This window comes from Deinococcus arboris, from assembly GCF_009755355.1.
Lineage (GTDB): Bacteria > Deinococcota > Deinococci > Deinococcales > Deinococcaceae > Deinococcus > Deinococcus betulae.
The window spans coordinates 81,741-93,248 of sequence record NZ_WQLB01000012.1; the positions used below are offsets into that span (position 1 = coordinate 81,741).

The 11,508-nt window shown below is 64.3% G+C and carries 11 protein-coding genes; 8 read left to right on the forward strand and 3 right to left on the reverse strand.

Going from position 1 to position 11,508, the window contains the following annotated elements; translation table 11 throughout:
• Positions 1 to 198 precede the first annotated feature (198 nt).
• The gene (locus tag GO986_RS10680; RefSeq protein ID WP_232337738.1) at positions 199 to 1,953 is read left to right on the forward strand and encodes a fasciclin domain-containing protein; all 1,755 of its coding nucleotides are present in this window, start codon (positions 199 to 201) and stop codon (positions 1,951 to 1,953) included.
• A gap of 28 nt (positions 1,954 to 1,981) precedes the next feature.
• Here GO986_RS10680 and GO986_RS10685 read toward each other — a convergent pair whose 3' ends face one another.
• The 3 genes from GO986_RS10685 to GO986_RS10695 form a co-directional block, all read right to left on the reverse strand.
• Positions 1,982 to 2,839, reverse strand: a complete 858-nt coding sequence (locus GO986_RS10685; RefSeq protein WP_157459281.1) for a metallophosphoesterase family protein — start codon at positions 2,837 to 2,839, stop codon at positions 1,982 to 1,984.
• Positions 2,840 to 3,162: 323 nt separating this feature from the next.
• Complete coding sequence (locus tag GO986_RS10690) at positions 3,163 to 4,443, reverse strand: ABC transporter permease subunit (RefSeq protein ID WP_369409307.1); 1,281 nt, start codon at positions 4,441 to 4,443, stop codon at positions 3,163 to 3,165.
• Positions 4,433 to 5,167 carry an ABC transporter ATP-binding protein gene (locus GO986_RS10695; protein WP_157459282.1) on the reverse strand — a complete coding sequence of 245 codons (735 nt, stop codon included), beginning with the start codon at positions 5,165 to 5,167 and terminating at the stop codon, positions 4,433 to 4,435. The genes GO986_RS10690 and GO986_RS10695 overlap by 11 nt, the downstream gene beginning before the upstream one ends.
• A gap of 414 nt (positions 5,168 to 5,581) precedes the next feature.
• Between GO986_RS10695 and GO986_RS10700 the strand changes: the two genes are divergently transcribed.
• From GO986_RS10700 to GO986_RS10730, 7 genes are all read left to right on the forward strand, one after another.
• Positions 5,582 to 6,094: a transcription initiation factor IIE subunit alpha family protein gene (locus GO986_RS10700; protein WP_157459283.1), complete on the forward strand. Its 513-nt coding sequence runs from the start codon at positions 5,582 to 5,584 to the stop codon at positions 6,092 to 6,094.
• Between the two features lie 318 nt (positions 6,095 to 6,412).
• On the forward strand, positions 6,413 to 6,742 hold the full coding sequence (locus tag GO986_RS10705; protein ID WP_157459284.1) for a cyclic-di-AMP receptor: 330 nt from the start codon (positions 6,413 to 6,415) through the stop codon (positions 6,740 to 6,742).
• A 389-nt stretch (positions 6,743 to 7,131) separates the two neighbouring features.
• Entirely contained in the window at positions 7,132 to 7,584 is a 453-nt protein-coding gene (locus tag GO986_RS10710; RefSeq protein ID WP_369409308.1) for an acyl-CoA thioesterase, read from the forward strand.
• Positions 7,568 to 7,984, forward strand: coding sequence for a class Ib ribonucleoside-diphosphate reductase assembly flavoprotein NrdI (gene nrdI, locus GO986_RS10715; protein WP_157459285.1), 417 nt, complete (start codon positions 7,568 to 7,570; stop codon positions 7,982 to 7,984). Before GO986_RS10710 ends, nrdI begins: the two co-directional genes overlap by 17 nt.
• Positions 7,963 to 10,050 carry a class 1b ribonucleoside-diphosphate reductase subunit alpha gene (gene nrdE, locus GO986_RS10720; RefSeq protein WP_157459286.1) on the forward strand — a complete coding sequence of 696 codons (2,088 nt, stop codon included), beginning with the start codon at positions 7,963 to 7,965 and terminating at the stop codon, positions 10,048 to 10,050. The genes nrdI and nrdE overlap by 22 nt, the downstream gene beginning before the upstream one ends.
• A 68-nt stretch (positions 10,051 to 10,118) precedes the next feature.
• Complete coding sequence (locus tag GO986_RS10725; RefSeq protein ID WP_157459287.1) at positions 10,119 to 11,114, forward strand: ribonucleotide-diphosphate reductase subunit beta; 996 nt, start codon at positions 10,119 to 10,121, stop codon at positions 11,112 to 11,114.
• Entirely contained in the window at positions 11,104 to 11,373 is a 270-nt protein-coding gene (locus GO986_RS10730) for a thioredoxin (protein ID WP_369409309.1), read from the forward strand. The genes GO986_RS10725 and GO986_RS10730 overlap by 11 nt, the downstream gene beginning before the upstream one ends.
• Positions 11,374 to 11,508: the final 135 nt, after the last annotated feature.

Here is an 11,508-nt window from a genome sequence, read left to right on the forward strand (position 1 = left end):
AAAACCTTTAGGTCATTAGCCCTCTATGAGAGGTGGCATAACAGGGCCGCCTTTTTCGTTTATGTCCCTTGTTTGAAAGCTTCCTAAAGTTGCTTTTGGGGGCGACTTGGTGAACATTAGGGGCCGGATTAGCAGTTCAAATTTCCCCCCGAGGTGAACTCCATGAAGAAGCAAACCAGCTTTATTACGCTTGGCCTGATGCTTGTCACGCCCGCCCTTGCCGGTGGCGCTGGCGCGCCTGTGGCCCAGCCTGCCGCCGCACCTTGCAAGACCATCGCCCAGATTGTCATGAGCGACCCCAACTTCAGCACCCTGGCCACGGCGGTCGAGGCTGCTGGCCTGAGCCAGACGCTGAGGGGCGGCCAGTACACGGTCTTTGCCCCCACCAACGCCGCTTTTGCCAAGCTGCCCAGCGATACCCTGGCGATGGCCCTGAACGACGCCGCCATGCTGCGCAGCATCCTGCTGTACCACGTGGTGCCCGGCAAAGTCACCGCCAAGCAAGTGATGGGCATGTCCTCGGGCCGCACCCTGCAGGGCTCCAGCTTCCTGGTCAGCATGATGGGCAACAAGGTCATGATTGACAACGCCACCGTGACCCGCGCCGATGTGGCCGCCTGTAACGGCGTGGTGCACGTTATTGACACCGTCCTGATGCCCGCGATGGACACGGCCGCCGCCCCGACGCCTGCTCCCGCGCCGGCCCCGGCACCGGCGGCCACGACCCCGGCACCAGCCCCCACGCCGGCTGCCACGGTCACCACTCCGGCGCCCAGCACCGCCCCGGCCGCCACCGACATCACCCGCATTCCGGCCCTGCCTGTGACTGGCACGACGGTGACCACGACCACAACGACGACCACCGATACGGCCACGACGACCGATACCGCCACAACGACCGACACGGCCGCCACGACCGAGACCACCACCACGGACACCACAGCCACGACCGACACCACAGCTACGGTGGTGGACGGCAACACGCTGTACGACGCGATTTCGACGGATGAGCGCTTTAGCACCCTGCGCGATCTGCTCAGCGACGCCGAACTGACCGACGTGCTCATCAACAACGAGTACACCGTCTTTGCACCCACCAACGAGGCCTTCGAGGCCGTGGACGCCGACACCCTGGCCCTGATTGCCAGCGACCCCGCAACCCTGAAGGCCGTCTTGCTGTACCACGTGGTCAGTGGCCGCCTGACCGGCGAGCAGCTGGAGCAGGGCGGACAGTTGCGCAGCGAGCAGGGCGCCAGCCTCGACCTGCGCCTGGACGGCAGCTCGCAGATGGTGAACACCGGGATGGTCACGGCCAGCCCCCTGGAAGCCAGCAACGGCTTTATCTACCCCATCAATGTGGTGCTGCTGCCCCCCGACCTGGTGCTGCCGCAGGCGCCTACTGGTGAAACGACCGTAGACACCACGACCACCACGGACACGGCCGCCACGACGACGACGACCAACACGACCACGGCAACCACGACGACCACCACCGTGGCCCCCCTGAGCCTGGCCTCGGCGCAGTCGGGCAACAACCTGACCGAAGTGCTGTCGCAGCCCCAGTTCAGCACCCTGCTGAGCCTGCTGCAGCGCGCCAACCTGGTCACCAGCCTGACCGCCAGCGACGTGACCGTCTTCGCCCCCACCAACGACGCCTTTGCCAAGGTGCCTCAGGCGACCCTGGACGCCCTGCTGGCCGACCCCGCCAAGCTGACGCAAGTGCTTCAGTTCCATGTGGTCACAGGCCGCGTGGTGGATGACGCCCTGAATGTGCTGCAGCTGCGCTCGGTGGAAGGCAGCAGCCTGGACCTGATGATGGAAGGCGGCAACGTACGCGTGGGCGTCCGCAGCGGCGACACCGTGACCGGCGGTCTGGTCAGCACCCGCGCCGACGCAGGCAACAGCGTGGTCTACCCCATCGACACGGTTCTGCTGCCCCCGACCCTCCGCTAAACCCTCACCCTTCCTGCGGCCCTACCCTTCAAGGCGGGGCCGTTTTTGTGGTTCTGTCACTCAGAAACTGCGCCCAACTGGCGGGAGTCCGGGGCGTCCCTGTTTCTTCTGTCCACAGCCAGTAGGGCGTGTAGAGGCTGCGGGCTGTGCGCACCTCCTCGCGGAAAATCTCGGCGCTGAGCCCGGTGCGCAGCAGGCCAGAGGTGTCGAAGCGGCGCAGCACCCTGGCGCGGTCGTAGGGCACCGCGCGGAACTGAGGCACCCAGCCTCCCGCCGTGGCCGTCAGCAGCAGGTACTGGGCGCGTGGGTCGCCATTGGCCGGGGCCCCTACTGCACCGGTATTCAGCACCAGCGTCTCTGCCACCACTGTGTGAACCGGCCGGTGAATATGTGAGCCCACCAGCACGTCGTAAGGGCCGCCGGCCGCGTCCCGACTGAGGGCACGCACCCGTTCCGGCGCAGTGTGCTCGCTCAGGCTTTCGCGGTAGTGGTCGGCGGTGCCGTGGGCCACCAGCACCCGCCCGGCCCCTGGTTCGTCCAGCGTCAGGGTCATGGGCCAGATGGCTGGGATGTCCAGCAGGCCAGCCTGGGCCAGTTGCTGGGCACTCCAGTCGGTGGCTCCCCAGAAGGGGTCAGACAGCCAGTCATCTGGCAGCGCTGTGCTGCGCGCATGCCACAGCCGCAGCAGGTCGTCATGATTGCCCAGCGTGAACTGCACATCCGGGCGCTCCAACAGGGTCTCCATCACCTGCACCGAGTCGGGGCCACGGTTGACCACATCGCCGTTGACCAGCAGCCGCTCGGCGCCCTGCGCTGAGGCATCGGCCAGCACGGCCTTCAGGGCATCGGCGTTGCCGTGAATATCCGCCAGAACCGCCACCCTCATCCGGGCCGCATTGTAGGGCAAGGCTATCGGAAGACTCAGGGGCAGATCAGAGAGATGTGACAGCGGCTGCCACTTCCATTGAGGGGTCAAAACCTCTTCCTCAATTCCACCGCTGCCACTGTCCCTTCCAGCGACTCATTTCGTTCGCCCCAGAGTGGTGGAGGGTTCTGCTGTGATTTCTCTAACAAGGCGGAGGTGCAACAATAGACCGTTCTGGAGGTTCAAACCTCGACCCACAGAAGGCTCACTCAACCAGGCAAAGAGGCGGGGCACCCGCGACTCTCACCGCCGGTGCCCCGCCTTACCCCTAACCGCTCCCTGCGTCAGTTGCGGAAAATGACTTCCTCGCGGCCAAAGGACCGCAGAGCCACGCCGGACAGCAGAGCGGCGCCCACTACATTGGCCGCTATGGCCAGCAGGACATGTAGCGGTTGGGGGGCGCCGCGCACCATCTCCAGAATGGCCACCTGACCACCAATGACCGGAATGGCGTACACCCCCAGCCCCACCTGCAAAAAATCGGCAAATTGCAGGAGGATGGCCGGTAACACCAGCAGTAGGGTGATGGGCGCCGCGTACGTCTGGGCCTCCTTGAACGAGCGGGCGTAGATGCCCAGCGCCATCAGCAGAGCACTGACCACCAGGGCCGCACTGGCAGCCACCCCCAGCAGCGCCAGCACGCTGCCCAGGCTCAGGCTCAATTGCCCGCCCAGCGCCTGCACCATCGGCACCACGCTGTCCGGCTGCCCACTCAGCCAGGCGCGCATGGCCAGGCTACTGACCAGGAAGCCCACCACGCTAAATGCCGCACTGGTCAGGGCTGTGAGGGTCGTGGCCAGCAACTTCCCAGCGACCACCTCGGCGCGGCGCACAGGCGAGACCAGCAGACTTTCTAAGGTGCCGCGCTCCTTTTCCCCGGCAGTGGCGTCCAGGGCGGTGGCCATCGCCCCAGACAGAATGAACTGCACCATCAGCATGGGAATCAGGAAGGCCAGCTGGCCGCTGCGCTGCTCCTGCGTGGTGCTGGCGTCCACCGGTTTCAGGGCAATGGGGGCCAGAGCGGTCTCGTCCAGCCCCAGCGTCCCCAGGCGCTCGACGGCCAGCGTGCGGTTGTAACCTTCCACCACGTCGGACACCTTGCTGTAAGCGCCGGCCTGGGCACGCAGGTTCCCCAGCTTGGCATACAGTTCCAGGGTGCCGGTGCCGTCGCCCGCCCGCTGGGGCAGCGGCCCATCGGCGCGCACGGCGGCGTCTACTGTGCCATCTTGCACGGCCTTCAGAGCGTCAGGCACGGCCTGCAACTTCACGCCAGCCCGCACCACCACGCCCCCTGGCAGCGTCTCGTCCCGCTCCAGGGCCGCGCGCAACGCCGCTGGCAAAGGCCCGCTTACCCCCACAGTCTGCCGCTCCTGCTGCTGCCCGCCCAGCAAGCTGCCCATCAGCAGCGGCAGGCCCAGTGTCAGCAGCGGAATGAGTAGCAGAGGCATAAAGATGGTGGCATTCAGGGTGCGGCGGTCGCGCAGGGTCGCCAGCAGGTCGCGGGCTGCCACCTGCCACACCAGAGCCGGGCGTAAGCCCTTCCCCGAGGCCGCCCTAGCGCGCACGGCTCACCTCTGGCCGCACCAGCGCAAAGAAGGCGCGTTCCAGGCTGCGTTCGCCCGTCGCTGCCAGAATGTCTGCCTGACGGCCCACGGTCACCAGGGCGCCCTCGTGCAGAATGGCCACGCGGTCACAGACCTCCTCAACCTCACTCATGACGTGGGTCGAATACACTGTCAGTCGCCCCGGCGCGCGGGTAGCCTGCACAAAGTCCAGCAGCGTGCGCCGCGCAAAGATATCCAGGCCACTGGCCGCTTCGTCCAGCACCAGCACGGGCGGGTCATGGAGTACAGCGCGGGCAATGACCACCTTCTGCTTCATGCCGGTGGAATAGTCCCCGGCGCGGGTGTCCAGCGTGCGGCCCAGTTCCAGTCGGTCATCCAGTTCGGCGATGCGCGCGTCGGCCTGGGCACGGCTCAGGCCATACAGCACGGCAAACGAGCGCAGCACCTCGCGCCCGGTGAGGCGCGCAGGTAAACCCATGCCGCCGTTCACCACGCCAACCGAGCGCCTGACCGCTTCGGGGTCCGCCTGAATATCGTGACCAGCCAGCGTCACGGCGCCGCCGTCGGGCCGTAGCAATGTAGCCAGGATCCGCAGCAGCGTGGTTTTGCCGGCGCCGTTGGGGCCCAGCAGGCCAAAGACCTCGCCGCCCTGCGCCTGCAGAGAGACGCCGCGCAGCGCCTTGAATGTGCCGTAGCTTTTGGTAACGGTCTGAATATTGAGCATGGGCCTCCTGGCAAGGCAGTGGTGTGCCGTGTCAAGAGGCTACGGGATGCGAACCGTGAAAGTTGCACCGTTGGTCAAGGGTCATCAAGCGCGATTTCAGACCATTTTATACATGAGAACGGTGTGAGTCCGCTGACGCCGTCTAGAAGTCCCTCAATGCCTCGTTCCGCTTCATAGGACGGCCTTGAAAAGCAAGTCCCCCGCGCCTCATGCAAGATGAGAAAAAATCTGTAACAATAGGAAAGTTGCGCTGCCAGGCGCATCCCGCTGGCTTTCGTTGGACGCCGTCCATTTTTCCAGTTTCATTGGTTCTCTGCTCTGCAGTCCCCTTGGGCTCTAGGCTGAAACGACTTCATCACCCCGCGCTTTTTCTGCGCGCCCTCTGCGGCGCCGCAGCACATCCGGAGGCTGTTCATGTTTAACCCCCCTACCCTGGAAGACCTGCAAGAAACCCGCCGCGCCAACGAGAAGCTGGTGCTGCGCGCCCTGGAAAGCAAACCCGAATGGGTTGAAACCGAACTGGCCAAGACCACCAGTCTGGCCCTGTCGCACCTGCGCGCCGCGCTGGCCAGCCTCCTGGACCAGGGCCGCGTGCGCCGTCTCCCCGGCACCGGCACCCGCGCGGTCTACGGCCTGGCTGACCCTGGCCTGGCCGACGTGCCGGCCACGCCCCTGACGAACGACGCCAAGAAGGTGCGCGATTACCTGGAAGGCCGCGCCGACAGCGCCCTGTACATGAGCGATCAGCTGCGCATGACCCGTGAAGACGTGATGGCGGCCCTGAGCCTGCTGAACGCCCACGGCATGATCACCTGCACCTTTGTGGGTAGCCTGGTGATCTTCCGCCTGAAAGAAACGCAGGCCCTGGGTCAGGAAGGCGCGGCCCCCGAGAAGGTCGCCACCGGCCGCAAGAAGAACGTCGCTTAAGCTGCCCATCTGCTGACCCCTGCTCCGGCGGGGGTTTTTTGTTGGACAGGATGAGCACGGTCCTGGCCGGTCTTCTTACGGCACGTTGCCGAGTTGCTCAGCCGCTGCTGACAGAGCTTGGTGTCTTGAAGGCCCCTATCAGTCAGCTCCCCGCCATACCTGCCTGTTGCCTGCCCGAACATCCTTCGTCTGGGTCAACGGTAGATTTGAAGACCTTTTCAGCTCAAGCAAGCTGAGATTCAGCCCGCTCACGCCCCTCCCTGCTGGCTGACCAGCACCTGACGGGCGACTGAGAAACCGTCTGGTATTCTGCGGGGCATGAAGCTTGTGCTGGCTGTGATTCAGGATGCCGACGCCACCGCGCTGGTGCGTGTGCTGTCGCAAAACGCCTTTGAGGTCACGAAACTGGCCAGCACCGGCGGCTTTCTGCGGGAAGGCAACACCACCCTGATGATTGGCGTGGACGATACGCGCCTGGACGAACTCAAGCGGCACGTGCAGCGGACCTGCCGCACCCGCACCCGTCTGGTGGCCCCCAGCGTGCCGATGGGCGAACAGAACGAAGGGCTGGTCAATGATCCGGTCGAGGTACCGGTGGGCGGCGCCGTGATGTTCGTGATGGGCGTGCAGGAATTTGTCAAGGTGTAAGCTACTGGGCGTGCCGGGCCGCCTCCTGTCGTGGGGTGGCCCGCTTCTTTGGTCCAGATCTTGTACCCAGACGCCCGGTTTGACCAGGGAAGATACAAGATGTAGACTCTCGTCACAGTTGCCAGGTGGCAACACTCCGCAGGAACTCGAGGGAAGTCCGGTTACGCCCCCAGCTGGGGTCTTCAGTCCGGCACGGTCGCGCCACGGTTTCAGTCCGAACGCTCGCCTCGCGGAGACCTCGCCCTCTTTACCGGCCCCCGCGTCAGGGGCACAAGGCGGTCCCTGCTCTGAACAGTCCATCTCACGCTGGTCTTCCCTGCCCTCTGGTCTGAGGCGCCCTGTCTCTCTTTACGTTCGGCCCTGCGTCACAGGGGCCGCGTCCCTGCCCTGTGCCGTACGAGGTCGTTCTGTCTACTCTGGCTTCCCTCCCCCGCCCCTTTACGGGCGAAACCCGCGTTACCCACGTCGTTTTTCCCGGCGATACCAACCACCACGGCACCCTGTTTGGCGGAGAAGCCCTGGCCCTGATGGACTCGGCCGCGTTTATCGCCGCCACCCGCTACTGCCGGCGCAAGGTGGTTACGAGGCATCTGGACGCTATGGAATTTCGTCATGCCATCCCGCAGGGGTCGCTGGTGGAACTGGTGGCGCAGGTTACGCACACCGGGCGCACCAGCATGAGGGTACTGGTCAACCTCTACCGCGAGGACATGTACAGCGATGAGCGTGAACTGGCCTGCACTGGCACCTTTACGTTGGTGGCCCTAGACGATGCTGGGCAGCCGGTGGCCGTACCCGCCCTGAACACCGCAGAGGAGCGCGCCCTTGCACCTCATCGTTGACTCGCTGACGGGCAATGTGCGCCGCTTCGCGCAGGCCGTGGCACAGGCGGCCGGCGGCCTGACCATGCAGGGGGTGCAGGAGGCCAGGCCGCAGGAGCCCTATCTGCTGCTGACCTACACCTTCGGACAGGGACAGGTGCCCGCCAGCACACAGGCGTTTCTGCGACGCCACCGCAGTGGCCTGTGCGGCGTGGTCTCCAGCGGCAGTTACCACTGGGGTGCCAACTTTGCCCGGGCCGGCGCCCTGATCGCCGCCGACTATCAAGTACCGCTGGTCGCGCAGATCAACAAGAGCGGCACCGCCGCCGACCGCGAGCAGGTGCTGACCTGGCTGCGCGCCGCCGCTGCGCCCCTACCCCAACCCCAAAGGACACCCACATGGACCCCTGGATTGAACTGAACAACCGCGTGCTGTCCGGCACCGCCGCCGACACCAGCCACGACCAGGCAGCCCTGACCGCCTACCTGGAGCAGAAGGTCGGTCCCAACACCCTGACCTTTCCCAGTCTGGCCGCCAAGATTGAGGCCCTGATCGCGCGGGGCGTGTGGGACCCGGAAGTTTTTGCGCGTTACACGCCAGCCGAGGTGGAAGCGGTTTTTACCCGCGCCGAGAGCCTGAACTTCCGATTCCGGTCTTTTATGGGCGCTTACAAGTTCTACTCTGAGTACGCCACCATGACACCCGATCGAAAGGCCTGGCTAGAGCGCTACGAGGACCGCCTGAGTGTGACTGCCCTGGCCCGCAGTGAAACTGCCCAGGACGCGCTGGAACTGGTCGAGCATCTGGTGCGCCAGACCTTCACGCCTGCCACGCCGACCCTGATGAACTCGGGCAAGGCGAACACCGGGCGCCTGGTGAGCTGCTTCCTGCTGCAGGACTGCACCGACAATCTGGACTCGATTACCAAGACGCTTTCCTTCGTGGCCGAGCTGAGTAAGGGCGGCGGCGGCATTGGCGTGGAAGTCAGCAATCTGCGGGCGCGCGGCGAGTCACTGCGCGGCATTCAGAACGTCACCAAGGGCGTCATGGGCGTGGCGAAGATGCTGGACAACATGCTGCGCTACGCCGACCAGGCTGGCCAGCGTCCTGGCGCCGGCGCCATCTACCTGTCGGTCATGCACGCCGACTTTCTGGATACCCTGAGTGCCAAAAAGATTGCCACCGACGAGGACGCGCGACTCAAGACCCTGTCGGTGGGCGCCACGGTGCCGGACATCTTCATGGAGAAGGCCCGCGCCGGCGAAGACATCTACCAGTTTTACCCTCACTCGCTGTATCAGGAGACTGGGCGCGAATTTACTTCTATTGACTGGACGCGCGAGTACGAGGCGCTGGCTGCCAACCCGGCCATCCGCAAAAAGCGCGTGTCGGCGCGGCGCATTCTGGAAGAGATTGCGATCACGCAGGGCGAGAGTGGCTACCCATACCTGCTGTTCGAGGGCAATGCCAACCGCGTCAACCCCATTTCCAACGTGGGCAGCATCAAGATGAGCAACCTCTGCTCTGAGATTTTGCAGCCCACGCTGCCCAGCACCTTTCACGCTTATGGGCAGGAGCACCGCGACGAGGTGGGGCTGGACGTAAGCTGCAACCTCGCCTCGCTGGTTATTGAGCAGAGTCTGGGGAGCGGCGACCTGGGCCGCGTGGTGCGCGCCGCTGTCAAGCTGCTGGACAACGTGGCGCGCTCGACCAGCATTCACGAGGTCCCTGCTGTCAAGCGCGCCAACGAGGAGATGCGGAGCATCGGCCTGGGCGCCATGGGCCTGCATTCCTTCCTGGCGAAGAATGAACTGATCTACGGCAGCCCCGAAGCGCTGGAATTTGTGGACGTGTACTTCGCGGCGGTGCACTACCACGCCCGCCGCGCCAGTATGGAACTGGCCCGCGACACCGGCTTCGTGTTTCGGGGCTTCGAGGGGAGCCGCTACCAGAGTGGCGAGCACTTTGCCCAATATCTGACCCAGGACTTCCTGCCGCGCACGCCTGAAGTGTCTGCCTTGTTTGAAGGGCACCACCTACCCACCCGCGAGGACTGGCAAGCGCTTGTGGCTGAGATCCAGATGCACGGCTTGGCGCACTCTTTTGTCATGGCGATTGCACCCACCGGGTCCATCAGCTACGTCTCGCACGCCTCGGCCAGCATCATGCCGATTACCGAACGGGTGGAAACGCGCACCAGCAACAAGGCCCGCACCGTCTACCCTATGCCGCACCTGGATGAACGCACCGAGTGGTTTTACGAGGAAGCCTATGACATGGACCAGCGCCGCGTGCTGGACACCGTGGCAACGGCCCAAAAGCATGTAGACCAGGGGATTTCCTGCACGCTGTTCGTGCCCAGTAACGCCACCACCCGGACCCTTCAGCGCTATTACCTGTACGCCTACGCCCGCGGCCTGAAAACCCTGTACTACACCCGCCTGAAAAAAGTCAGCATCGAAGACTGCCTGAACTGCGCGGTGTAAGACGGCAGCTCACAGGTGCGCCGCTTTTTCCACTGTCCACTTCCTACTCCCCACTTCCCGGAGTCCCCATGTCCCGCACCCCCTTTACTGCCACCAACTGGAGCGAACCCGAAGACAGTTTTTCGGTCACGTTCTACGAGAAATACACCTCTCAGCTGTGGTTTCCTGAGGAAATCCCACTGAGCAACGACGCCTTGGCGTGGAAGGCGCTCTCGGATACCGAGCGCTGGACCTACATGCACGCTTCGGCGGGCCTGAACGCGCTGGATACCTTGCAGGGCGAAGTGGGGATGCCGGCCCTGCGGGGGCTGGTGCCAGGCCACATCCGCAAGGCCACACTGCAGTTTCAGGGCATGATGGAGGACATTCACGCCCGCTCCTACAGCCTAATGAACAAGACGTTCCTGACGACTCTGGAGGAGCGCGCGGTGTTCGCCTGGGTGGAGGCGCAGCCGCAGCTGCAATTCAAGATCGCTTTCATTCAGGATGTGTTCGCCGACCCCGACGAGAGCGACTTTGGGCTGTGGCGCAAGATGGTCGTGTCCTGCATGCTGGAAACGGCGCTGTTTTACAGTGGCTTTTACTATCCGCTGCTGCTGGCTGGGCAGGGCCGCATGGTGTCGGCAGGCGAGATTTTCAACCTGATTATCTTGGACGAAGCGGTGCACGGCGTGTACGTGGCGCTCCTGGCCCAGGAGCGCTTTGCCGCCCTGACCGACGCCCAACAGGCCGAGGCGGTGGCCTGGTACGAGGCGGCGCTGGACACCCTCTACGCCAACGAGCTGGCCTACACCGAAGTCCTCTACGGTGGCGTTGGTCTGACCGGGGATGTGGGCCGCTTTATCCGCTTTAACTTCAACGTGCTGGCCGACAACCTCGCCCTCCCGCGCCGTTTTGAGGACGACGATGTCAATCCCGTGGTCCTGAACGGCATTCGCTCGCGTGGCACCACCCACGACTTCTTCAGCGCCAAGGGCAGCAGTTACGCCAAGCTGAACGTGGAACCTCTGCAGGATGAGGATTTCGCGGAACTGTGGCCCCAGGAGGTCGCCGGTGTCCACTGAGCGCCCCTTCGTGCTGTTTACCCAGGACGCTTGCCCCGCCTGCGAAACCCTAAAACGCATGCTGGCCCTGCCCCTGCGCGGCGCCTTTGATGATCAGATTGAGGTCGTGCACCGGCAAGAGCAGCCTGAACGCTTTGAGGCGCTGGCAGAAGCGTGCCGCCTGACCCGGACTCCAGCCCTACTTCACCGCCCTAGTGGCCGGCTGCTGCTCGACACCGGCGGACTGGGCCCAGTCAAGGCCTTTCTGCAACAGGGCTGATAAGGATTCCACTTTATTACGGCACAACCGGGAGGGCGCCATCTGCGCCTCCATATCGCAGAATTCATATCTTCTCCTGCCCGCTCCGCTCGGATTAAATCGAGCGGAATGCCCGATTTAATCCGAGCCCATATA

Excerpts from the sequence above, each read along its gene's own strand:
- GO986_RS10680 (WP_232337738.1), top strand. The coding sequence starts at position 199 with ATGCTTGTCACGCCCGCCCTTGCCGGTGGCGCTGGCGCGCCTGTGGCC.
- GO986_RS10685 (WP_157459281.1), bottom strand. The coding sequence starts at position 2,839 with ATGAGGGTGGCGGTTCTGGCGGATATTCACGGCAACGCCGATGCCCTG.
- GO986_RS10695 (WP_157459282.1), bottom strand. The coding sequence starts at position 5,167 with ATGCTCAATATTCAGACCGTTACCAAAAGCTACGGCACATTCAAGGCG.
- GO986_RS10700 (WP_157459283.1), top strand. The coding sequence starts at position 5,582 with ATGTTTAACCCCCCTACCCTGGAAGACCTGCAAGAAACCCGCCGCGCC.
- GO986_RS10705 (WP_157459284.1), top strand. The coding sequence starts at position 6,413 with ATGAAGCTTGTGCTGGCTGTGATTCAGGATGCCGACGCCACCGCGCTG.
- nrdE (WP_157459286.1), top strand. The coding sequence starts at position 7,963 with ATGGACCCCTGGATTGAACTGAACAACCGCGTGCTGTCCGGCACCGCC.
- GO986_RS10725 (WP_157459287.1), top strand. The coding sequence starts at position 10,119 with ATGTCCCGCACCCCCTTTACTGCCACCAACTGGAGCGAACCCGAAGAC.